Source organism: Endozoicomonas ascidiicola, from assembly GCF_001646945.1.
In the GTDB taxonomy this organism is placed as follows: Bacteria; Pseudomonadota; Gammaproteobacteria; order Pseudomonadales; family Endozoicomonadaceae; genus Endozoicomonas; species Endozoicomonas ascidiicola.
Map to the genome: position 1 here is coordinate 124,327 of NZ_LUTV01000003.1, position 23,675 is coordinate 148,001.

Below are 23,675 nucleotides of genomic sequence, written 5' to 3' on the forward strand. Positions count from 1 at the left end.
ATAAAAAAACAGAAACGACCAAAGGGCTGAAAGTGGTTGTAAGAATTATCGACAAAGTGTTCGAAACCTGGCGTAAATATGCCACTGACTTCAAAAAGAACATGGCCATTCAGTTCGATAAATTCTTGCCAAAATGGAACTATGTCGCCATGCCCTGTACCTGCTGAAATCGGGAAGTTATTCAGGGACTATTCCTTAGGACATATCAATAACTTTGGTCACCAGTTTGCTGATACCTGTACTCACTTCGCTCACTGATTGCCCCAGCATATAAGCAGGTGTCGACACCAGTTTGTTGGCTTCATCCACGACAATCTCTTCGACTGCACATACCTGATGATCAACACCCGTTTCTGCCATGGCAGAGGCTGTTGCTTCGTCATTGCCAATGGTTGCCGTTACGCCATCACCAAAAATCCGCCCCGCCATTGCAGGTGCGATGCAAATTAGCCCAGCAGGTTTGCCGGCTGTTGCGAAAGCCTTAATTGCAGACAACGTATCAGTCTGAATTCTGAAGCTGGCACCTTTAAAGGCAAAATCAGAAAGGTTTTTTGCTGCGCCGAAGCCTCCGGGAAGAATAATGGCATCGAACTCATCAGCATTAAGCTCGGATAGCGGTTTGATGTTGCCTCTGGCGATTCGGGCGGCTTCCACCAGAACATTTCGCTGTTCAGCCATTTCCTCGCCAGTGAGGTGGTTAACCACGTGGTGTTGGTTGATGTTCGGAGCAAAGCATTGGTAAGTGGCTCCAGCCATTTCGATGTGCAGCAGGGTTAACACGGCTTCATGAATTTCTGAGCCGTCGTAAACGCCACAGCCGGAAAGTACAACCGCGATGTTCTTCTGATGAGTACGCATGATTTTTCCCCAGTTTCTGTTTATCCGTTCGGACAAATGGAGTGATCATAGTGACTGATGCTATGATATAGCCCGAATCTCACTTCAACCCAGTATTTTATTATGCACAGTTTATGATGCCAGGCACCGGAATGTTCATGTATATCACAGCAGCAGCTGTCATGGTGCTTGGAGGCACACTTATTTTCTGGCTCATGAGAAACAGAAAGCAGGGTAAACCTACACACTCTCATTCTGACATTGCAGGTGGTGCAGTGACTGAAGCCAGCAAAACCATTATTCCCCGGGATCATCACCCCATTTCCCGAAAGCACATCAGCGACAATGCCCTGAAGGTGGTGAACCGGCTGAACAGCCAGGGTCATGAGGCTTATCTGGTGGGTGGCTGTGTCCGGGATTTGTATCTGGATCTTCGTCCAAAAGACTTTGATGTGGCGACCAGCGCCAGTCCGGAAGAAGTGCGCGGGTTATTCCGTAACTCCCGATTGATTGGGCGACGGTTCAAATTGGTTCACGTACTCTTTGGTCGTGAAATGATTGAAGTAGCGACGTTCCGGGCGAACCATGAAAACCATCACGGTCAGGAGAAATCCCACCACTCTGATTCTGGTCGTATTCTCCGGGATAATGTTTACGGCACCATGGAAGACGACGCCATGCGCCGTGACTTTACGGTGAATGCCCTCTATTACGACAGTCGTGACTTTACCGTGGTGGATTTCTGCCGTGGTGAGGATGATATTCGTACGGGAACGTTACGCCTGATTGGCGATCCTGTGACCCGTTATCATGAAGACCCGGTACGAATGATTCGAGCCATTCGTTTTGCTGCAAAGCTGGATTTCACCATCGCGCCGGAAACGGAACAGCCTATTTTCGAGCTGGGTCATTTGCTCCGGGATATCCCTTCGGCTCGCCTTTTCGATGAAGTGTTGAAGCTTTTGCAATCGGGCAACGGTGTTCGTACGTTTGAGCTACTACGACAATATCAGCTGTTTGCGCCGTTGTTCCCGGCAACAGAGCATTGTTTGAACGATCAGGCTTTGAATAATCAGGGTGATGACGTTCAAAGCCTGATCATTGAATCCCTGAAAAGTACCGACCGCCGTATTCGACAGAATCGCCCGGTGACGCCAGCGTTCCTGTTTGCGGCTTTACTGTGGGCACCGATGAAAGCGTTGTCCCGTGATTTGATGGAGCAGGGCTTGCCGCCAGTGCCCGCTTTGCAACAATCCGCCATGACGGTAATTGGCAATCAGTGCAATCATACGGCGATCCCCAAACGTTTTTCCATGATGGTGCGTGATATCTGGGATCTGCAGGGGCGTCTTGAGCGTCGCCAGCCAAAGCAGATTGATATCCTGTTGGAGCATCCAAAGTTTCGTGCCGCTTATGACTTTCTGGTTCTTAGGGAACAGGCTGGTGAAGATCTGTCCGGAGCTGGCAAATGGTGGACTGAGATACAGGAAGTGGATGAACACGGTCGTGTATCCATGATTCGTGGACTGACCGCGAAAGGTGCGCCAAAGTCTGGCAACAAGCGTCGGCGCCGTCGCCGGAAGCCCCGTTCTGAGCAGCAGCCTGGAGTATCTGAATGAGAACCCGAGCATACATTGCCCTTGGCAGTAATCTGGAACAACCAGAGTTGCAGCTACAAAGGGCAGTGGATGAGATAGACAGTTTTCCTGGTATTACTTTGGCTGGTTGCTCAAAACTGTATCAGAGTGATCCGGTGGGGCCTCCCGGCCAGCCGGATTATTGCAATGCTGTCATCGCCGTTGATACCACGTTGACGCCTATTGCACTGTTGGATGCCATGCAGCGTGTAGAAAACGATCATGGTCGTGTGCGGTCAGAACGTTGGGGGCCGCGAACGCTGGATCTCGATATATTGCTTTATGGAAATGAAGTTGTTGAGTCGGAACGATTAACGATTCCGCACTATCAAATGCATCTTAGAAATTTTGTGTTATTGCCCTTGATGGATATTTCGCCCGACCTGATGTTACCCGGTGGTATGCAGCTCAGGAAGTTGGCGGAAAAAATGGGGCAGGATGGTCTCAGTGTCATTGCAGAACAATACCCTTGGTTTTAACCCTGACTGACAATGATATGTTCATCTCGTATAATCCGGCGCAGTAACTAAATCAAGGTTTTTACCGATGGCTAAAGTCACCTTAAGCACTCTGTTAGAGATGAAGAAATCGGGTGAGAAGTTCACTTGTTTGACGGCCTACGATTCTACCCATGCGCATTTGGTCAGCAGCCAGGGTGTTGACGTTATTCTGGTTGGCGACTCCCTTGGTAATGTTTGTCAGGGCCAAACCAGCACGGTGCCGGTGACAGTAGACGACATGTGTTATCACACTCGCAATGTCAGTATGAAAGCGGGTGATGCAATGGTGATGTCTGATTTGCCTTTTGCCTCCTACACTAATGAACAACAGGCGCTGACTAATTCGACCCGTTTGATGCAGGCCGGTGCCGAAATGGTCAAGCTGGAAGGCGAAGCCTGGTTAGTACCGATTGTCAGTCGTCTGCGGGAACAAGGTATTCCTTCCTGTGTGCACCTTGGTTTGACACCGCAGTCCGTTCACGTACTGGGTGGTTACAAAGTACAAGGTCGAGATCAGGCGCGTGCCAATGCCATGATCGAAGCATCTATTGCTTTGGAGAAAGCAGGCGCAGCGATTCTGTTACTGGAATGTGTTCCTTCAGCCCTTGCCAGAGAAATCACCCGTGCGGTTCAAATTCCGGTCATTGGTATTGGTGCCGGTGCGGACACGGATGGTCAGGTGCTGGTCATTTACGACATGCTGGATATGACGCCGGGTCGTAAGCCAAAATTTGTGAAAAACTTTATGACAGCCGCTGGCGCTATGGCTGCAGGCCAAGGCTCTGTTCAACAGGGTGTTGCTGCATACGTAAAAGAAGTTAAAGATGGTACCTTCCCGGGTCCGGAACATGGATTTGAGTAACGTCATGCAAACCGTACATTCTATTGCCGAAGTTCAGGATATTATCAGTGTCCGCCGATCCGAAGGGCTTCGTATTGGTTTTGTGCCCACCATGGGGAATCTCCACGGTGGACATCTGACTCTGGTTGAGCAAGCCAAGCAGCATTGTGATATCGTGGTGGTCAGCATTTATGTGAACCCACTGCAGTTTGGTCCGAATGAAGATTACGATTCGTACCCGAGAACCATGGAGCAGGATCAGCAGCTGCTAATTGAACATGGTGTGGATCTTCTGTACGCAGCCAGCACCACAGAAATTTATCCGGAAGGCAGTGAAAATCATACGCATGTCAGTGTGGAAGTGTTGGATGGCATGCACTGTGGTATGAGTCGCCCGGGCTTCTTTCGTGGTATTGCCACGGTAGTGACCAAGCTGTTCAACATCGTTCGCCCGGATGTGGCTGTATTTGGGGAGAAAGATGTCCAGCAGCTCACCATTATCCGCAAAATGGTGAAGGATATGTGCATGCCGGTGGACATTCTTGGTGCACCTATTGCCCGTGAAGAAACTGGTCTGGCGATGAGCTCGCGTAATGGTTATCTGAGCCGGGAAGAGCGGGAAGATATTGCACCCACTCTGTACCAGTGTTTGTTGGCGGCAAAAGAAGCTATTCAAGCGGGTGAAAGTGATTTTGATCTCCTGCGCCGGGATGCTTTTGCCAAAATGGCGCAGGCTGGCTTTAAGCCAGACTATTTTAATATCTGCAATACTGAAACCCTGCTGCCAGCCACCCACAATGAGAAATCTCTGGTGATATTGGCCGCAGGCTTTCTGGGTAAAGCGCGCTTGATTGATAATATTTATTTTGAGCGAGACTAATTGACGTTAATGGTTCCAACCACCTGCTACCTTTCGGTAGCAGGTATTTATAGTCGGATTAAATCCACCATCTTCCCGTCATCACGGTACGAAATCTGAAAACGACCGTAGATGCCTTCTCGGGTCACGAATTTCACCATTATGTCGTAGGGAATACTCATCGTCTGGCCACACTCTGTGCGCACTTTGACAGAGGATTTTGTGCCCTTATAAAAGTCGAGTACCTGCTCAGAATTGAGTCTGACTGAAAACACGGCCTTATGCATGGTTCAAACCTTTGTATCTATTGTACTAATTCCAAATTAACTACTTTTTATTGTAGCAATCATTTTATAGACGATTTTTCATCTTTTTGTGTCGGAACAAACCCTCTCTTCTATAGAATTGTTCAGGCAGAATGGAAGTCTGATATTATTCCGGAATACAGAATCAGGAACCTTAACCATTATGACCACTTCCTCCGGAGAATCCGCAGTCTCTTTCAGTGAGCTTGCCAATCGGCTTCTTGCTCTGGGGGAGCACAGCCATCCATCTGAAATACATGGCAATTTATGCGGACTGATTTCCGCCGGTGGCCGCCCGGAATTGCCGCACTGGCTGCGTCAGCTCGAAGAGCAAATGGGGGATAAATCCCTCGATGAAGCGTCAAAGCAGCTGCTGAGCCAGTTGTATCAAAATACGATCAGCGATCTTGAATCCGGCAATCTGGCAACGGCTATTTTGCTGCCGGACGATGAGGAAGCTCTGGCTCAGAGGACCGAAGCCCTGGGTTCATGGTGTCAGTCATTTATCTCAGGTTTTGGGCAAGGTCTGGGTAAACAGCCTGTTAGCGAGATGGTGGAAGAAATCCTCAGAGACTTTGCCGAAATTTCCATGATCGAAGCGGACAAAGAAAGCGAAGAGTCGGAAGTGCTGTTTGTGGAAGTCAGCGAATTTGTACGTCTGGCCTGGTTAAATATTTTCGTCGAAGTGTGTGTTCAGCCCGCTGACCAGAACAAGAGTCAGGGCAAGAATAAAGCAAAAAACACAGTTCACTAACGCTATCTGGTGGCCGCTGTATGGATCAGTCTACCCAAAAAAATAACATAGCGAAGCATGACTTCGATGTTCTGATTATCGGTGCCGGGCTGGTGGGTGCCAGCCTTGCCTGCGCCCTTGAAAAGCTGGTGGTTGATCAGGGATTGAAAGTAGCGCTGGTGGAGCCCCACGACCTGCAACAGGCCAGAGATGTCCCCCCCAGTTTTGATGCCCGCGCCTCAGCTCTTTCCTGGGGTACTCACTGTATTTATGATCAGTTGAACCTTTGGCCATCGCTGGAATCCCATGCTCAACCCATTGAGCAAGTGCATGTGTCGGACCGAGGCAGTTTTGGTGTTACGCGCCTGCGCGCTAATGATGAAGGGCTGCCTGCTCTAGGTTATGTGGTCAAAAATCATGTTCTGGGGGATGTATTGCTTGAGCGCCTTCGGGATTATCAGAAACAGAATGTTCTCACCCTGTTCAGCCCGGATACTGTGACCGCTTTAAAACCAGTTGCTGGTGGCATGAAGATTACTCTGGAATCTTCAGAAATCACCGCAGCATTGGTGGTGCTGGCAGATGGCGGCCGTTCCGGGCTAATGGAACAACTGGGCATCAGCCAGACAGTAACGGAATATCAACAGCACGGAGTGATCGCTAACATCGCCCTGGATCTCCCCCATAGAGGGGTTGCCTGGGAGCGTTTTGCAGGGAAAGGCCCAATGGCTCTGCTGCCTCTAACCGCAGATGAGCAGTTCGAACATCGTGTTGGGTTGGTGTGGACGGTACCTGACAATGAGTTTGAAGAAATCCATGGTTTATCGAATCAGGCATTTCTCGATGTACTGCAGGCGCGGTTTGGTTACCGGGCGGGTCGTTTTATTGCCGTTGGTAAGCGAGACAGTTATCCGCTCACCATGAAAATGGCCAGTGAACAGGTCAGGCCCGGGCTGGTGGTTTTAGGTAATGCTGCTCACGCCATTCACCCTATTGCCGGTCAGGGTTATAACCTTTCTATTCGAGATACCATGGCGCTGGCGGATAATATCGCCGCTTCATTCAAGGCAGGCATGTCTGTAGGCAATCTCAACAGCTTAATGCGCTATCAGCAACAGCAGCATGGTGATCAGGCACTGACCAGTCAGTTCTGCAACGGATTGGTGCACCTGTTCTCCCGAACGGACAGAGCTTCGGTATTAGCCCGTAATCTTGGGTTGATCTCTCTGGATTATCTGCACCCCGTTAAATCCGGATTTACCCGCAAGGCCATGGGGCTTTAATAATAGAGCAGGAATAAGAGAGCAGGAAAATGCAGACATTTGACGTCATAATTGTCGGCGGAGGCATGGTTGGAGCCTCTCTTGCCTTGGCTCTGGATAACTCTGGCCTTCAGATTGCCCTGATTGATCAGCAATCTTTGCAGCCCGAACGCCTATCTCACGAGAGCCCTTGGGAGCCTCGAGTCAGTGCGCTCACTGAAACATCGATACAGTTTTTCCGACAGCTCCATGCCTGGGAAGCCATGGTGGCTCAACGGGTTTGCCCTTACAACTATATGGATGTGTGGGACGGGGAGGGAACAGGTAGTATCCAGTTTGATGCATCGTCACTTACTCAGGATAGCCTTGGGTATATTGTGGAAAACAAGGTTATCCGCAATGGTCTTCTTCAGCAGCTAAGTGATTCGGGCATTCACTGCTTTGAGCAGCAACCTCGTCTTGAATATCAATTATCAGGGCAGGGTGGTTCTGTCACGTTGGTTGATGGTCAAACTCTGCAGGCACCCTTATTGGTTGCAGCCGATGGTGCTGAATCGCACTTACGTCGTTTGTCGGGTATCCCCAGCAATCAGAAAGATTATAAACATCACGCCATCGTGACGACGGTAGAAACAGAGCTCGATCATGGTAGTACCGCCCGGCAGGTTTTTCTGGACACCGGGCCTCTGGCGTTTTTGCCATTACCGGACCGAGAGGGTAAGCACTATTGTTCCATCGTCTGGTCATTGATTCCGTCAGAAGCCGATCGAATAGAACAACTGAATGACGAAGATTTCTGCCAAGAGTTACAACGAGCTATTGAAAGCCGCCTTGGTGCAGTGCTTTGTGCTGATCAACGATTACGCTTCCCTCTGCGACAACGGCATGCCCGGCAGTATCATCGCCAGGGGGTTGTGCTGGTGGGTGATGCCGCCCACACCATCCATCCACTGGCAGGGCAAGGCGTTAATCTTGGGTTAATGGATGCCATGGTGCTGGCGGAAGAAATTACCCGTGCCGTTCACCGTGAGGATGATTGGTTTGCGGCTCATATCCTTGATCGCTACCAGCGTCGGCGTAAAGCGCCCAATACATCCATGATGGCTGCCATGAGTGGGTTCCAAAATTTGTTTGGCAGTGATGATATTGGTGTGCGCTGGCTGAGAAATACTGGGCTGAAAGTGACGAATCGGTTGCCGGTTCTGAAATCGCTGTTAATCCAGCAGGCCAATGGTTTGGGTCGTTAACCTTTCCTGAAGTGCTTTTTTGATGCTGGGCTGAACGTCCAGCTTTCTGATTTTATTATAAAAATCTTCTACTTCTGCATGGCTCAAAAATAAAACTGAACTATATTTACCCAGTTCCGTCAAAACTGAACTGGATAAAAAATCATCAGTTTTTGAAATGGAGAAATTATGCAGAAGTATCTATTGGCAGGTGCCGTTCCTCTTATTGCCATCCTGGTTATGCTGCAGGGCTGTGACAAATCGTCTGATTGTCCTGATATATCTGAAGTGGTGCTAGAAGATCTGCAAAGTGTTGATAAGGGCATCGAGTCGTACAGCTGCACGAGCCCTTCCAAAGCAGGTGTTCTTGAACTGACTTGGTGTAAAGCCCAGAAGCAGTTCGAGTCTCAGCACGGCTCCGCAAACGCTGATGAGTTTGTCGTTTTCTTGAAAGGCTTCCGTGATGGTTATGCTCAGGCCAGTGATGGTGCTGACAGCCGGGTAAACCTGTTTGAGATAAGCGATCAGTCTGAGCCTCTGTATGACAGTGGCTATAAAGAAGGTTATATCAATGTTCTGGATGCCATGGGTATCTCAGAATTCAACTGCAGCACTCAAGATATGGCCAGTGAGTACCGAGATCGTTGGTGCGAAGCGTCTGTCGCGTTTCAGCAGGGGCATATTGGCATCGACAACAACCCCATAGTAAAAAGCCGCTTCATTGATGGCTACATGGCAGGTGGGCGCGTTGCTCTGACAGTGCCTACCTCTATGGAAGCATTTTTTGGTGGTGAAGCACCACAGGGTAAGCAACCGGCCATTGTTCAGCCCACCGATGACATTGAGCCTGTCGCAGCGGCATTTAACCGAGGCTTCGATGTAGGTTATAAAGCCATGATTGATAGCATTCGTGACTCAATCAATCAGGTTATGCAGCAAATGCAGATTCCTGAAAACTTTGAAATGCCTGAAGGTATGATGATGCCAGGGCAATAAGCCATTGGTTCTCTACTTCAGCTGATCATGAATAACGGTGCTGCTATTGTGAGCATCGTTATTCAGGACTCTGCGATCACCCAAATACAACCAACTTCGAACCCTATTGCGTTTATAAACAGTACTCTCATTTTTCTTATTTGAAATAATTTAAAAGAAAATCTTGTCAACCAGTAAATCGTTGTTCTGAGATTCTCCAGAGGCTATAGTAACCCTAAGAACCGAACACTCAGGGAAGCTATGAACGAGCCTGACTTCAACGTACTCGACCGAAAGATCAGCTACTTGCTTGAGCTTTGTGAGAGATTGACGTTAGAAAACAGGCAGCTTCGTCAGCAGGAGCTCTCCTGGAAATCCGAGAAAGCTAAGTTAATGGAAAACAACGACATTGCTCGTAACAAGGTAGAGTTAATGATTCAGCGCCTCCGCTCCCTGGAGCTTGAATCATGACAGATAAATCATCGATCACCTCTGTCTATATTCTGGATAAAGAATACCGTGTTGCCTGCCCCGAAGACGATCAGGATGCATTGCATATTGCTGCCCGTTATTTGAACAGTAAGATGCAGGAAATTCGTACGTCCGGGAAAGTTGTTGGTGTCGAGCGCATTGCGGTGATGGCTGCATTGAACATCAGCTATGAACTCCTGCAAAGCAAATACCAGACTGAAAATGAAAAACTGGATACCCACGAGCACATCAATCAGCTACTGGGTAAGCTAGATAAAGCGCTTGCGTCTGAAGGGCAGTAAGGTCATAACCTTAATTGTTTTTTACGACACTGCTTATCAGAAAAAGTTTAACTGAAAAACTTGCAGACAAACCCCCGTTAGTCGATATAATGCCGTTGAAACCTCCCTGGCCTGTTCGCCAGTCACCATACGTCCCGAGCCGATAATACTACCCAGGAGGCTCCTGCTAGGTGCCGGAGTGCAAGTCCGCCTCGTAGCGGAAAGCCCAAATCGCCTCAGTAGCCTCCACCGTGACCGTTACGGCCACGGGCAAACGTGACAGCGGCAGGGTGGGGAGGTTTCCTTTCATACTGTGCATACCCAACACACCCCATAAAATCCAATGAAAAAAAACAGTGGCTTATAAAGAGTTTGTCAGGCTCTATGCTGAGATTTAAGAATTAAACAAATATTCCATATTAGATATTCAGAACATGCTTTTTAATCCTGAGTGACAGTATGTCCGCAAATGGATATTGCCAAAAAACAGGGGCATTTCGTAATACGTCCAAGCGAAGAACCGAGTTAAAAGTGAAGTGTGCCCCATTTTCCAGCATTAAGCTGATAAACAACCAATCTCCGTAGAACTGGTTGCCAGTAACCATTCCTCCCGATATATCACAATATTGAATAACTAATGGTTGAATAACTAATGCGTTTTCTTCGCTCGCTGTTGCGAAGCTGTATACCGAGATCATAAGCAGAATGCACAGTACGAAACGAAGCATGATTCCAGTCTTGTAGGGTTGGTTGTAAAGCTAAGGGAAGCGTAGTTCTCACTCTTATGCCATTATTTGAACTCGGAGTACCCAGAGTATTCCACTATAATGACAGTCACTTTTTCTTTATAGACAATAAACATAACTCACTGATAATTGAGTTTTACAGCAGAAACATTTATGAGTCAGTATATGTGGATGCCTGCTACTAAGCGGGCATCAAGACCCAGAGTATCCCCCGAAACCAAAGCGAACGGCGCAGAAAATTCTCTATACGCGTTATGCGACACTTGTGAGTATATTCGCAGTCGAAGAACTTAAGCTGGTTATCCATTATGTTATTCAGGAGAGCTGAGGAACGGTTGGCTTGTTCTTGGTGACTTACTTGTACCTTTCTCAGATCAATAAGGAGGATTGTTATTATTTCTGTTTTAAAAGATCGATGCTTATATTTATTATTTCGCGGCCACTAATTTATAGTGTTTAAAATTTCGCCATTCCCTTTCTTTCATTATCTCTTTATTTACAGTATAGGTACTGTGCTCGGGAATCGGTAAGGTAATGTTTTTTCCGTCGATGTTGATAGCCACCGTCGGGCTTACAATCATCGAAATGGTAAACGCGGTACTGGCAACTAGAGCAGGAGTCATTTCCGTATCTCTGCTGTGTACAAAAATGTACAAGGTGTTAGAAAGCGTTGAGGGACGCTGTGTTTTCGTTATTCAACTACTGTATCGGAGATATGGCTGCTGGCTGTTTTTTCGCTGTCAGTAGCAAAAAAATAAATGAATAAAGCCGGTTCAAAAAAACATTAACAGATCTAATCAACCCGCACGATTATGGGTGGTTGAATAATGAACAGCAATAAGATGATTTACTTATTAAATGTCGAATCTTGAATTCAAGTAATAAATACATAACCCATAACTTTTCTTACATCAATCCCAGTTAACTCTTTGAAAGCCTCATAAGGTGTTTTGTAGTCAAGGCATTTTCTAGGTCTATTATTCAGCTTATCAACCGCTATGATGACTTCTTTTTCTGTAACGTTATTAAGCTCCATCGACTTGGGGAAATACTGCCTGAGTAGCCCATTAGCATTCTCATTCTGACCTCTTTCCCAAGAGTGATACGGAGCAGCAAAGTAACTGTCACACTTCAACGCTTTGGCAACCTCTTCATGCTGAACAAATTCTTTTCCATTGTCGTACGTTATGGTTTTTACAAACTTTTTCAAAGGCTTAAGCACACCGATCATCGCCTGTTTWACCGCTTTTGCTTTCTTTCCAGGCAAGGGAACAGCAAGACGAAGCTTGGTCTTTCGCTCATCCAATGTAGCGATTGCCCCTTTATGGTTTTTGCCAATTATGGTGTCAGCCTCCCAGTCGCCAACACGCTCTCTGTTGTTGACCACTGCCGGACGCTCCTCAATTCCAACCCGATTGGGTATACCGGTTCGGTTATGGGCTGAACATACCTTTTCCTGTAGGTCTTTTTCTGGTGTCGTAAGTGCTTATAGAGGGTGCCTCCTTTACGTTTATCATCCGCTATATACTGATAAATCGTTTCGTGGTGTAGCTCAATTACCCCTTCTTTTTTAAGTCTTCCAGCCACTTGCTCTGGACTCAAGTCTGCACGGATATCATTAGCTATGCGTCGTTTAATATCATCCGTTAGCTTAACAGCCTTGGTTTTTTCCTGATGACGCTGTTGAGCCATACGGTGGGCCTGCTGGTGTCTGTAACCGCGTAACCCCTTGTTGCGCCCTAATTCCCGTGACAGGGAACTCTGATCGCGCCCAAGTTTTTGTGCAATTTTGTTTTGAGAAGTCCCATTTTTCAGTTCAATTTCGATATAATGTCTCTCTTCAGAGCTCAGGTGCTTAAAGGCCATCCGTGGCATCCTCTGTAGTGTTTAGTAGCTTTACAGAGTACACCTGAGTTCTGATTGAATTCAAAGGTGGCTCTGTAGCAACCCTGTGGTTACAGAGGTTATGCATTTATGATACGAATTCAGGAATATCTCAATAGTTTGAAGGGGCGATTAAGGGGTGGTTAAAGATAGCGTAGACAAAATGTCGAGACATATATGGGAAAAAAACTGACCATTTCTGCTCATTTTAGAACAAAATCGTTCTCTGCCTGATGCACCCTGCAACAGGTAGGCAGTGATGCCGACTTTTTCCTCGCTCAGGGCGTTGTGCTGGAGCACTTGGTGCTGAGATTTCAGGTTCAAAGGGCTTCGGTCAGGAATGATTTGAATGCAGCGAATAATGCTCCAACCCATTAAGTCGCTGTTAGTTTTTGCAATATGATAGGCTTTTCGGACAACGAAAAACGCACTACTGCAACTCAACCGTAATAAACAAAGTCCCTATATAATTACCGGGTGGTTTATTTTCTACCGCAGAATCATGCAATACAATTTGCATTTTGGCGTTGCTGGTGGAGTCACAGTTGATGGATTTACTCCCTTGATGCTCATTTGACCATATCCCCGGTTTCAGCCGTTCAGACAGTTTATTAACTACCAGCCTTGGAATATAAGGTATCGAGTGGTCACCGTTAGTCAGCAGGAACTCTGCATGTTCAGCAAACCCGCCGCTGGCTTTCAATTTATATTTTCCAGCGTCGGTGACAAAAACACAGAAGGGCTCATCCTGCTTATAGCGATCTTTTGCCCGCTGGGTCAGTTCCATATCATCCAGACCACCGATCTTTATCTGTGATTTAGACGTGGCGGAGATAAAAAGCGGCTGTGATGTGCAGGGCTGTGCAGCATTTTGTTGACGTATCGACAAGTGCAGGTTGTTCCAATTCTGTAAATCCTGTCCCGTCAAACCGTTCAGTTTATTCACATCGATAGTAAACCAGAAGTGAGCTTTAATATGAGGGCGAATCCTCAGACATGGGTTGCTGACTGTGCCAAAATTAAACTGTTCTCTGCAGGAGTTAGGTGCATCAAAATGAATAGTTTGAGGTGTAATAACATTTTGAATAGTTTGATTAATATCGACATTGGGGTTTTTTTGGCAGTTACCTTCTAGCGAGCCAATAGAAAGTAAAAATTGATAGTTGGAAATGTCTCTCATCAGCACATCGGCATAAAATGAAATATAAACCTGCCCGGTGGGTTGCGTGATCATAAATTTTTCAAGGGGCTTCATGGTAAATTCCTGAGGATAAGCTGACTGAACGGACACCAGAGACAACATACCAATAATACCGATCAGAGCCAGAGATTCATCCGCTAACGGACGACAGTAGATTACCAATGCAATGATGCGCCTGCAGAGCAGATAAATACCGCTTTTCATCATGTTGTTTATCACCGTCGTTTTTTACGTCATCAGTTGCCAGTTGCCCGAAAAAGGGCAAATTATTTTTACGGGAGGCGGCTGGCGACATCATTTCCACAGCCGTAATCCGCCAGATCCAAACTCCCAAGCTGTAAGAGATAACCGGTATCTGGCACGGTTAATGGCAGTTGACAGTGCGCTTTTATATCAGCTGCTTTATCAAAAGCGATATTCAGGCTTTTTACGGTCGCTGGCACCTCCAGCTGAAACAGGCCCAGGTCATCGGTATCCCCGGTATTGTCACCGGCTCTGATAGCTGCATTACTCAGCGGTTTACCATTCAATAATAAACGACCATAAACCAGCAATAACGGTGTTGCCTGATAATCAAGGGTAACGACATTTCCCGGATACAGGGTGACGTTCTTTTCCCGTTCATCAAAAAGGTAAAGCGTTTTGCCCGCCGGACTCAGACTGATCTGGTATTGCTCATAAGGAGGCAGGGTAATCACTGAGGGTTTGCCGACAACGGCGTAACTGCGTCGTGCCTGATTCACTTTCACATCGAACACATCACCGTTTCGCCCTGTCACGTTCACCACCAGGGCGCTTTCTGTCAGATCCTCCCCCCCTACTGCCAGCATATTACCATTGGTCAGCAGTCGGCTGCTCAGGTTGACACTCCAGGCTGTTGAGGTGATCTCATCGTAACGGCCATGGTTGGCGCTGGCAGAAACCCTGCCCAGCCGGTTGGCAAATTCCAGGCTGCTATCCAGCCGATTGTCGCTGCCTCCCGTTTCCAGGCCTGCATCAAAGCGGATACTGGCCTCGGTAAGGCTGCGACTATTCCAGCCCGCAGACAGCCGTAATTTTTCAGTGCGTGAAACCGATCCTTCTTCTTTCTGTATCTCGGCTCTCGGGGCTGCCTGGAAGCTCCAGCGCTCAGTTCTGTAGCGCATATAAAAAGTAAGCGTGGCGGTTTTGCTGGTGGCATTTTTTCCCAGGCTCAGCACTATATCGCCATCGTAATCGAAGGAGCGGAACAGGTTTTGTCGACAGTCCATGTAGTGGCTTCGTTCCGGCGCCTGCAGCTGCCCCTGAAGGTCATAGCTCTGGCTCAGGTTGTACCGATAGCCAAGGCTGCCCTGGAATAAGGGGAAGGCGGTGGACAGCGATTGTTGGTTTACCGACCTGCCGAACCGCTCAAAAATATCCGTTTGATCATTTAATTTGAGGGCGTCTTTATTTGGTAAGCGGTCCGGTAAATGGTCATACCATAAACGACGATAGTTTCCAGATACGGTCAGCGGACCGAGTAACAGCAGACCGTTCACGGCCAGACCTTTGCTGCCATCATCGGCCAGCATCACAGAAGGAGAAAACTGGTAGTGGGTATTGAAAAAAAATGCACCGATTTCTACCAGCTGCTCATGCTTTCCCAGGGATACACTCCCTGTAGCAGCAAGAGTATCCGACAGTCGACGACTGGCAGAACCTCGCGCCTGCCAGTCGTCGGTGATGTTTGGAAAGCCGCTGTTATCCGAAGCATCAACCACACGGCCGGCCTCCGCCATAAAGAGCCACTCACCCAGAGGAGGCAGCTGACTCTGCTTGGCAAAAAAACGGGCTTCAGAAGAAATTAGATAACCGCTGTCGCTTATAATGCGAATCTCAATATCGTAGGCTCCATTGGGAAAACTGCTTGTATCGAGCCGTTGGGCACCCGCCTCGTAGGGTGCGCTGTACAGCAGCCGGTCGTTTTCACGCACCTCAACCCAACCCCGCACGGGAAGATACACCTCAACCGGAATCCCCCGTGAGAACTCCAGGTCTTTACGGGTGTTCTCGGAGCTGCCAGTGCGAACACCGAACAGAGGCTGATTAACTAGAAAATTCAAGCCGCCGTTCCCCCGGGAATTCATCAACCCGGCACTGTACTCCATGCCCTGAAAATCCCGTTGGGCGAATAAATGCCGTACGGAAAAATCGTGAACGTCGGAGTAACTCCATTCCCAGAACAGGCTGTTCTCTTTCCATGACGCCATGGTCAGGCCATTAAAGGTGTAGCTGGGAGAGCTGTTCTCGTAGTCCGGGCTATCGCTGTTGAATCCGGATGCGCTGGCTGAAATATTCTGCATCAAGGCAAAACCGGCATCGGACGGAGGCAGATATTTCAGTACTTCGGCAGCACGACCCTGCATAAAACGACGATTGACAAATACATCCACCCGAAAGGCGGATTCATCATAGGTAACACCGGCGACAGGGGGAATCAGCGTGCAGAAATCCGGTGCGGTGGGAGAACAGGTTAATTCCGGGTGACTGTTCAATGGGCCGGTTAACGCACTGATGATAAGATCAGGGTCGTTCACATCGCCGATCAACTGAACCACTTCTTCAGGATTCGATAGCTCTATCAACCCCGGAGTCAGGTAAATCAGCTGAGAGGTGAGGTAGCGATTACCATAATAGACATCGGCCAGATTCGTGCCGGACTGGGTCAGGGTTTCAAAACCCACCGGTGGAGTTAGGGCCGCAAGAAAGATAGGGGAGGCATCCTGCGTTCTACCGTTACCCGGATAAGACAGCAGGTTCAGTGAGTAAGATAGGGTGATAGAGAATGTACTCAGAATCAACACAGTGAACAGCTTTTGTTTTATAGACCATTGAGTAGACCATCGCATCGACTAAAAACGTCCCGACTCAGATTAGTTATTTCTGCATTAAGGCGTCGTCTTGAAAAACTGTTGTACCGCGCACAACTCACTGACGGCTCTTTAACTTCTGCTCAGGCTGAAAGATCGTGAGACACTGGCTCAGAATACTTTAGATAAAACAACAGAGGTAAGATAAACCGCACTGTTCCAGCTTGTCGTCATCCCTGCAACGTCAGGAATGACGAATCAGGAATGACGAATAAAGCTGGATGAATAAAGTATCAAATAGGAGAAACCACCACGGTAACCGTATCAGAGTAAACACCGGCAGGTACTTTGGCATCTCCGGTAAGCCCTACTTTGATTGAGCGCCCCTCGGTTGCAGAGCTATTACAAATGTAGGGCGCACTTCCGATTGCACTGTCTGCCAGTAGGTTGTCATTTTTAACGAATACGCCACTGGCATGTTCACCAGCGCCCCAAACGCCAACGCTGTTAAGAGTACCAGAGTTTGAGCTTTGTACGGTTACGAGGTAAGGAATAGTTGGTGCTCCGAGTAGGGAGGACGTGGTCTTAAGTTCGAAGTTGTTTGCTGAGGCCAGGGAGATTTGATAAGGGAGTGATTCTGCGGTTTCGGCAACGCAGAAAGGAGTGACATGCTCACCTTGTGCGCTGGTTACGGGTGAGTCGGCGGCATCGCTGGTTAGGGTTATATCTTTCAGGCCATAGAGTAAAATTTTCGTGCCATTGAAATAGGTGATCGTAAATGAACCTTCTGAATTACTGATGCCAGGCTCGGTAGGGTTTACCGCCGCCAGGGCGTTGAGTGCCATGCCGGTGATAAGCGATGCGACAATACCTATCAGAACTTTTGGAACAAACCGGATAGAAGAACAGCTGAAAAGCTTCATAGGAAAACTCCTTCAGTCGTGCACTGAATACAACGTCTGAGCTGTTTCCTGCCTGCTTATGGAGCTGAAGAATGATGGGTAGAGTCGATCAAGAATGTAGTGATCAAGGCAAAGCAGAGCCAAAAAGCATTTGAAAGACAGCAGAACAGCATGAGTGGTGAAGTATAGACAGTACTCAAATAGGCGTCTGATTTTGTTTATTTAACGCGATGTTCGACTTTTAAACTGACCTGAAAAAGGCATGACTGACCTACTTTTCTGCTATTAAAAACAGTGGATACAAAGGAGGAAACCAGCCATGCCMGTTGAACAGTTTATCACTACTGTCTTCTGCCTGATCGACGATTTAATCAAAGAACTCGTTCCATTACCTCTGAGAAGCCGCGGTTATCCACCAAAGCTTTCAGATAGTGAAGTGATCACCATGGAGGTCACCGGTGAATGGCTTGGACATCATGCTGATAAGCATATCTGGAAGTATTTTGCTCAACATTGGCGACACCTGTTTCCTGATATTCCATCACGGTCCACATTCGTCAAGCAGGCCGCTAACTTATGGGCCGTTAAACAGAAACTTCAGCAGCGACTCGTTCAGTTGATGCATGCTGATAATGCAGATATTCACCTGATTGACGGCTTTCCAATTGATGTCGCTGTAAGGACAAGAGCGCCCAGAAGCAAAGTCTTTAAAGGGGAGGCTGGCTACGGTTACTGTGCCTCAAAGAATAAGCATTTCTACGGAWTTCAGGGGCATCTACTGGTTGAAGCTCGCGGTATTCCCGTTGGATTTACGCTGACTGCCGCTAATATTGATGAGCGTGACGCTGCTTATGACATGATGGATATCATTGCCGGACTTTTGTTAGGTGACAAAGGGTATATACGACCAGAGTTCAAAGAAGACTGCCGGGGGTTAGGTATCGACCTACAGACACCACTAAGAAAAAACATGAAAGATGATAGACCAAAGTCGTTTGTGAAATTAATCATGCGGGTACGACGGAGGATTGAAACAGTTATTGGCCAGCTGGCAGAACAATTTGAAATCGAAAGGTGCCGTTGTCGAGACAGGTGGCATATGACTTCGCGTATAGCCAGGAAGCTTTTGGCACACAATATGGGTTCATATCTGAATATCAGTGCAGGGAAAGCACCGATTCAGTTTGAAAGCCTGATTGCTGCTGCTTAAAAATCAGTGAAACTCCACTTTGGTACAGCTTTTAAAGTTTTAGTTGGACTTACTTCCATGCAAAGTTAAAAATCTGCAAGTCGAACATCGCGTTTATTTAGTGTGATCTGGAATGACTGAGTAGATGTTCAGCCCGTCAATCTGACTGTCTGGCTTATCGGCCTGGTCCAGATGGTTACCGGTGAAACACTCGTGGGATAGTTAGGGAAATAGAGGTAAATACGGGCTCAAAGGGTGCTGGTTGTTATTTGACCATTGATGGCTAATCGAACAACACATGCGTACAAGCGAGGCCTGTAGAGAACGAATAAAGTTGTTAGGATTTCCTGTGCATCCTGCCTGCCTGTCGTACCCAGCAATAAAAAACCTTGCTAAAAGCAAGGCTATATGTGCTGATCAAACAGCAAAAAACGTTTTTTATTATTATTTGTGTGGTATTTATTCTTAGCCAGAAAGTGAGTATTTAGTGTTCTTATTACCCAGCCCCGAAACAATCGATATCGACTTCGGTAAACACTCAATGGATAAGTATATTGTACGTATTTACCGAATGCAGCGAATTGATTTAAATCAATAACTCTTGATTGGCAACAAAAATGAATGCAATGAAGCTTGAAATGAAAACGGTGGAAGCCATCGCTGCTTTTACCCTGTCAGATGCGCATCAGATATTCCTCTGGGATGCAGGAGGTAGCACCCAAGGGCATAAAAGCAACGCAGGAGCAGGTTGCCGAGAGTGGCTGATCACTGAGTCAGAAAATATGGTTTCATATGGCTAGGTACTTAAAGTGTATTCATCATAAACAGGGGCTCAAAGAAAGCCCCTGTTTTTTTTTGTTCTGCAGGAATCTTTGTGGGGGGGAATTGTTCGGTTTCAGTAAATGGCAGGTTTATACAGCAGGTTTATACAGATAGTGCCTTGGGAGTTAATGTATCTTTGTTGCTTTTATGATTGCGAACCACTAAAAACACAGCAAATGTCATCACATCCGCCAGCGGCATGGATAACCAAATACCATCATTGCCCAACAACTTGGGCAAAATAATCAGGCTGGGTAAAACAAAAACAGTGCTTCTCAGTAGCGACAGTATGTTGGCAGTTTTGGGTTTTTCCATGGACTGAAGATAAGCGATATTAACGAAGTTTGCGCCCAGAAATACGATAGCGCTGGTATAGATCATCAACCCATGACTACCAACAGCAACCAGTTCAGGATCGCTGTTAAAAATCTGAATCAACAGTTCACTTTTAAAGAAAACCAGAAGAAAAATACCAGAGGCGATCACAAAGGCAGTACGCTGGACAAGCACCAGTGTTTCCTTCATGCGGTCAAACTGTCTAGCCCCGTAACTGTAACTCACGATTGGCTGAAGCCCTTGAGCAAGACCGGTGAAAATCATGATGAAAATATAAAACACATAACAGATAGCCCCGTAAGCCGAGGTGCCAATCTGCCCCATATAGACCATAAGCACATTGTTGAAAGCGACCATAACAATCGCAAACGCAATCTCCATGACGAACGATGGAAAGCCATTATCCATAATGCGTTGTATATGAGAGCGCATAAAGCCGGTGATAGCGGGACGTATGGTGCATTTCTTTCGGAAGAAGTGTCCAGCCAGAAAAACGAAAGATGCCGTCTGTGCAATACCGGTAGCCAGAGCGGCACCTTTCATGCCCATTCCGTACTCTGCGATAAACAGCCAATCGAGGCCTATATTTACAATGGTACCTATGCCCATGGCGATCATGGCGTAGACGGGGGACTCATCATTTCTGACCACGGCATTCAGTGCGATAGACAGCATAAAGAAAATCAGAAATGAGGTCAGGGTCAGTAGATAATCTTTAACGATGGGAAACAGGTGCTCATTACTGCCCAGCCTATAAATGAGTGTTTCGTAGGTAGAAAATGTGACCGTTAAAATAATCAACCAACTGACCAGGATCATCAGGATAATCTGAGTCAGATATTTACCTGCTTCAGTCGTATGATTACCTTGCCCACGAATGACGGATATGACCGTTGAACCACCTATCCCAAACATCATGCTGGCAGAAGTGCCCAGCATAATAATGGGGTAGGCAATATTGATCGCCGCAAGCCCATCCGGGCCCACAAACTGGCCAACAAAAATCCCATCCACGATCATATAAAGAGCGCTGATCAACATGCCGGTAATGGCAGGGAAGGAGTAATTGAACAACAACTTGCCGACAGGGTCTTTATCCAGATCAATTTTCATCATAAGACAGTGCCATGCTCCAATCTCTGGAGGCTTTGTAGGTTGATAAGGCAGTTTTATAACCAAGAGCAGTGTTAAGGTTTTTTCTTCCCTGCTTTGCTTATCGCTCAAACAAAAAAACACCCCCATCAAAGGCGGTGTTTTTAAGTGACACTGAAAGTGTGCTCAATCAATAAGACGATCAGTTAATGATGTACTTATTAATGGTCGCAGCACCTTCCTCATGAGCACGGAAATAAACCCGTAGTTCATTATTATTATCCAGTTCAAAGCGAGACTCTTCCAGCAGGCCATTTGCTTCTGCAGTCATGCAGGCAGAGATCAGCTGATCTTGCTGAAACGCTTTGAAATCACCGTACTCATCTTTTAATGCTTCCATTACATCTTGAATACAAGCGTCTGGAACCGTGGTGAAATATTTCAGGACTGCGTAATTAAGCGGCTTCATAAATTGGCATCTCTTTTTTCTTGATCAGATCCATTGGGTTCATGGCAATCACCAGGATACCGAACACCATCAGCAGTGCAGCAAACCATGCGATGGGTTGCATCTCCCAGCCGTCAATACCGAAGACAGCACCAAGGATAATCCAGCAGAAGAAGGGACCCCAGAAAGAGAATGCGCCGTTGCAGGACATACCCAAAGCCGCGCCACACATACCGTTGCCTTTGTACCAGAGCATGAAGTTCAAGTAGGCAAAGAAGCCGGCAATGGCGAACCAGAACATAGCGGAGGAAGTGAAGGCCTGGTAAACCATGGAAGCGGTCATGCCATCACCGGCCATCAAGCCGAAGATAGGCACCAAAATGATCAGGTTGGAAAGACCAGACGTCACTTGTCGAATAGTGATGGCAACTTCAGAGTCGATCATAGAGGTGCCGTAACCACATACGCTGCCTTCAAAGCCCCAGCCCAGTGCTGCGATAAAACCAAAGACCAAACCCAGTGCCATGCCCTCAGGCGCATCTCCACCGAGGCTTGACTGAGCAATCATGAAACTGGCACCAAAGCAGATGGCAATACCCAACAGAATGCGTGGAGTCAGAGGTTGCTTGAAAATGAACTTCGCAAGAATGGCACCGAAGGCAGGGCAAAGAGCACTGATCGGTACGATGATTGAGCCGGCCATCTGCAGGCCAATGACGTACGCGGTACTGGCGATGGGGCCACCAAATAGCGCGCCAACGACCATAACTTTGCCTGGTTTTGTCTTGAGAGTGCGGAAGAAGTCGCCAATACGACCACGGGCAGTAGCAATCCCGACTGCCCAGACGGCACTTGACGTATCAGTAACAGCTGCGCCAAGAGCGCCAAGGAGATAGATCAAGGCGAAGGCCGATAAACCTGCAGTATTCGCACCGTACCAGTCCGCCCAAACGCCTTTGGACATGGCCAGCGTCATAAAAGCAGTGTAAATGCCATAGGTGCAGCCTGAAGTAAGGGCAATGGCTATGCCTCTGCTGCGAAAGCTGGAATCCAGCTTGGCTTTAGCAGCATAGGCTGCAGCAGACATTCCACTCATGGATAATCTTCCTTTCAATGATAGTGATGAATTTCATCTGTCAGATTTTGCCTACAACAAATCTGCGGTATTTATACGTCGAATTAAGTATAGAAAAGCATGTGCATTTAGTGGCTGTTTATTCCCTTGTTAAATAGCTAATGATCTAATCGATAAAATCAATATCAACAGTTTTAAAAGGCATAACCACACAACCAACTCAACGACGATGAGTTGATTCATTAAAATCAATCTGTATAAAAAATAACCTTGAAAACGTTTGGTTAAATAATGTTCTGCCGGATCAATAAATAAAGGCTGGCTTGATTGCTGCGCATATTTACAGATTTCTGAAATGTTTAAAGTGATCTAAATCATGTTTTTGTCTGTGTTGTTTTGTTTTTCAGGGTGATTTTTATGTGCTGATCAATTAATGATCATTTAATTTTAAAAGATTTCAGGAGATACTTGTCAAAGTAATCGGTGGTTGGTCTGCTCGGTTTCTACTGCCTCTATTGCGCAATTCCGAGGTTGAAATGTGAGTTAAATACCTGTCTTCAGCCGCCAGTTTTCGATAACTATTGATACCTTGCGAGCTGATCAAAAAAGCACAAACTTAGTTGATACATGTCAATAATGAACACAGGGCTTTGGCATAAAGTCCGTATGCCTATTATAGATTGAAATTTTTCTATTTATGATTTGGCTGCTGAGTTTCAAACCGGCGAGTAAGTAGTTATACAAACCTCTTTAAAGATTTTTATCTTTCACCTGAATTGAATGTCAGGTGCGGGCTTTCTTTGGTTTGAATAACTTACCGTTAAGGTAATCATTACATAATTTAAGTATCAGATGCACGCTGCGCTTCTTGCCTGAACTCAGCAGAGCTTAGAAAAATGAGGGTACAACATTGAATGCATTAGGGTTGATTGAAACCCGGGGGATGGTGACCTGCGTTGAAGCGGCTGATGCAATGACGAAAGCATCAGATGTAGAGCTGGTGGGTTATGAAAATATAGGTTCAGGCCTGGTGACTGTCATGGTTCGTGGCGACGTCGGCGCCGTAAAAGCCGCAGTAGAAGCGGGAACTGCAGCGGCTGAAATGGTGGGTGAAGTGTTGACGTCACTGGTGATTCCACGCCCACACCATGATGTCGATCGTATTGTTCGACTGCATTTAACGTAAAACGTAACTAAAACGTAAATAGCTCAGGGAATGCCG

The 23,675-nt window shown here is 47.0% G+C and carries 21 protein-coding genes, 1 other RNA gene and 1 pseudogene; 14 read left to right on the plus strand and 9 right to left on the minus strand.

What is annotated here, in order from left to right:
- Positions 1–195: 195 nt before the first annotated feature.
- The gene (gene elbB, locus AKL11_RS08015) at positions 196–858 is read right to left on the minus strand and encodes an isoprenoid biosynthesis glyoxalase ElbB (RefSeq protein WP_067516253.1); all 663 of its coding nucleotides are present in this window, start codon (positions 856–858) and stop codon (positions 196–198) included.
- Positions 859–995: 137 nt separating this feature from the next.
- Here elbB and pcnB point away from each other — a divergent pair, with 137 nt between their 5' ends.
- The 4 genes from pcnB to panC all read left to right on the plus strand — a co-directional run bounded on the left by pcnB (position 996) and on the right by panC (position 4,695).
- The gene (pcnB, locus tag AKL11_RS08020) at positions 996–2,456 is read left to right on the plus strand and encodes a polynucleotide adenylyltransferase PcnB (protein ID WP_342669729.1); all 1,461 of its coding nucleotides are present in this window, start codon (positions 996–998) and stop codon (positions 2,454–2,456) included.
- Positions 2,453–2,953, plus strand: a complete 501-nt coding sequence (gene folK, locus AKL11_RS08025) for a 2-amino-4-hydroxy-6-hydroxymethyldihydropteridine diphosphokinase (RefSeq protein WP_067516257.1) — start codon at positions 2,453–2,455, stop codon at positions 2,951–2,953. Before pcnB ends, folK begins: the two co-directional genes overlap by 4 nt.
- A gap of 67 nt (positions 2,954–3,020) precedes the next feature.
- Entirely contained in the window at positions 3,021–3,836 is an 816-nt protein-coding gene (panB, locus tag AKL11_RS08030; protein WP_067516260.1) for a 3-methyl-2-oxobutanoate hydroxymethyltransferase, read from the plus strand.
- Between the two features lie 4 nt (positions 3,837–3,840).
- Complete coding sequence (panC, locus tag AKL11_RS08035; protein WP_067517246.1) at positions 3,841–4,695, plus strand: pantoate--beta-alanine ligase; 855 nt, start codon at positions 3,841–3,843, stop codon at positions 4,693–4,695.
- A 47-nt stretch (positions 4,696–4,742) separates the two neighbouring features.
- Here the strand turns inward: panC and AKL11_RS08040 are convergent, their stop codons facing one another.
- The gene (locus AKL11_RS08040; protein ID WP_067516262.1) at positions 4,743–4,961 is read right to left on the minus strand and encodes a DUF2835 family protein; all 219 of its coding nucleotides are present in this window, start codon (positions 4,959–4,961) and stop codon (positions 4,743–4,745) included.
- A gap of 181 nt (positions 4,962–5,142) precedes the next feature.
- Here AKL11_RS08040 and AKL11_RS08045 point away from each other — a divergent pair, with 181 nt between their 5' ends.
- The 7 genes from AKL11_RS08045 to ssrS all read left to right on the plus strand — a co-directional run bounded on the left by AKL11_RS08045 (position 5,143) and on the right by ssrS (position 10,228).
- Positions 5,143–5,733 carry a UPF0149 family protein gene (locus AKL11_RS08045; protein ID WP_067516264.1) on the plus strand — a complete coding sequence of 197 codons (591 nt, stop codon included), beginning with the start codon at positions 5,143–5,145 and terminating at the stop codon, positions 5,731–5,733.
- 20 nt (positions 5,734–5,753) lie between these two features.
- Complete coding sequence (gene ubiH, locus AKL11_RS08050) at positions 5,754–6,995, plus strand: 2-octaprenyl-6-methoxyphenyl hydroxylase (protein ID WP_067516267.1); 1,242 nt, start codon at positions 5,754–5,756, stop codon at positions 6,993–6,995.
- A 29-nt stretch (positions 6,996–7,024) separates the two neighbouring features.
- On the plus strand, positions 7,025–8,221 hold the full coding sequence (locus tag AKL11_RS08055) for an FAD-dependent oxidoreductase (RefSeq protein ID WP_067516269.1): 1,197 nt from the start codon (positions 7,025–7,027) through the stop codon (positions 8,219–8,221).
- Between the two features lie 168 nt (positions 8,222–8,389).
- Positions 8,390–9,196: a hypothetical protein gene (locus AKL11_RS08060; protein WP_067516271.1), complete on the plus strand. Its 807-nt coding sequence runs from the start codon at positions 8,390–8,392 to the stop codon at positions 9,194–9,196.
- Between the two features lie 240 nt (positions 9,197–9,436).
- Positions 9,437–9,646, plus strand: coding sequence for a TIGR02449 family protein (locus AKL11_RS08065; protein WP_067516272.1), 210 nt, complete (start codon positions 9,437–9,439; stop codon positions 9,644–9,646).
- Positions 9,643–9,948, plus strand: a complete 306-nt coding sequence (locus AKL11_RS08070) for a cell division protein ZapA (RefSeq protein WP_067516274.1) — start codon at positions 9,643–9,645, stop codon at positions 9,946–9,948. The genes AKL11_RS08065 and AKL11_RS08070 overlap by 4 nt, the downstream gene beginning before the upstream one ends.
- A gap of 100 nt (positions 9,949–10,048) precedes the next feature.
- Positions 10,049–10,228: non-coding RNA, 6S RNA (gene ssrS / locus AKL11_RS08075), on the plus strand.
- A gap of 1,319 nt (positions 10,229–11,547) precedes the next feature.
- Here the strand turns inward: ssrS and AKL11_RS08090 are convergent.
- From AKL11_RS08090 to AKL11_RS08110, 4 genes and pseudogenes are all read right to left on the minus strand, one after another.
- A pseudogene (locus AKL11_RS08090) lies at positions 11,548–12,539 on the minus strand (IS30 family transposase).
- A 448-nt stretch (positions 12,540–12,987) separates the two neighbouring features.
- Complete coding sequence (locus AKL11_RS08100; RefSeq protein WP_067516282.1) at positions 12,988–13,965, minus strand: hypothetical protein; 978 nt, start codon at positions 13,963–13,965, stop codon at positions 12,988–12,990.
- Between the two features lie 65 nt (positions 13,966–14,030).
- Positions 14,031–16,628: a TcfC E-set like domain-containing protein gene (locus AKL11_RS08105; RefSeq protein ID WP_067516284.1), complete on the minus strand. Its 2,598-nt coding sequence runs from the start codon at positions 16,626–16,628 to the stop codon at positions 14,031–14,033.
- A 254-nt stretch (positions 16,629–16,882) separates the two neighbouring features.
- Entirely contained in the window at positions 16,883–17,512 is a 630-nt protein-coding gene (locus AKL11_RS08110; protein WP_067516286.1) for a hypothetical protein, read from the minus strand.
- Positions 17,513–17,810: 298 nt separating this feature from the next.
- Here AKL11_RS08110 and AKL11_RS08115 point away from each other — a divergent pair, with 298 nt between their 5' ends.
- Both AKL11_RS08115 and AKL11_RS08120 read left to right on the plus strand, forming a co-directional pair.
- Positions 17,811–18,701: an IS982 family transposase gene (locus AKL11_RS08115; protein ID WP_067516289.1), complete on the plus strand. Its 891-nt coding sequence runs from the start codon at positions 17,811–17,813 to the stop codon at positions 18,699–18,701.
- Positions 18,702–19,297: 596 nt separating this feature from the next.
- Positions 19,298–19,480: a hypothetical protein gene (locus tag AKL11_RS08120; RefSeq protein ID WP_067516291.1), complete on the plus strand. Its 183-nt coding sequence runs from the start codon at positions 19,298–19,300 to the stop codon at positions 19,478–19,480.
- Between the two features lie 124 nt (positions 19,481–19,604).
- Here the strand turns inward: AKL11_RS08120 and AKL11_RS08125 are convergent, their stop codons facing one another.
- The 3 genes from AKL11_RS08125 to AKL11_RS08135 form a co-directional block, all read right to left on the minus strand.
- Positions 19,605–21,062, minus strand: coding sequence for an MATE family efflux transporter (locus AKL11_RS08125; RefSeq protein WP_172807258.1), 1,458 nt, complete (start codon positions 21,060–21,062; stop codon positions 19,605–19,607).
- Between the two features lie 70 nt (positions 21,063–21,132).
- Complete coding sequence (locus AKL11_RS08130) at positions 21,133–21,399, minus strand: hypothetical protein (protein WP_067516292.1); 267 nt, start codon at positions 21,397–21,399, stop codon at positions 21,133–21,135.
- Entirely contained in the window at positions 21,386–22,474 is a 1,089-nt protein-coding gene (locus AKL11_RS08135; protein ID WP_067516294.1) for a DMT family transporter, read from the minus strand. Before AKL11_RS08135 ends, AKL11_RS08130 begins: the two co-directional genes overlap by 14 nt.
- Before the next feature lie 889 nt (positions 22,475–23,363).
- Here AKL11_RS08135 and AKL11_RS08140 point away from each other — a divergent pair.
- On the plus strand, positions 23,364–23,639 hold the full coding sequence (locus AKL11_RS08140) for a BMC domain-containing protein (protein WP_281180423.1): 276 nt from the start codon (positions 23,364–23,366) through the stop codon (positions 23,637–23,639).
- The last annotated feature ends 36 nt before the right edge of the window (positions 23,640–23,675 follow it).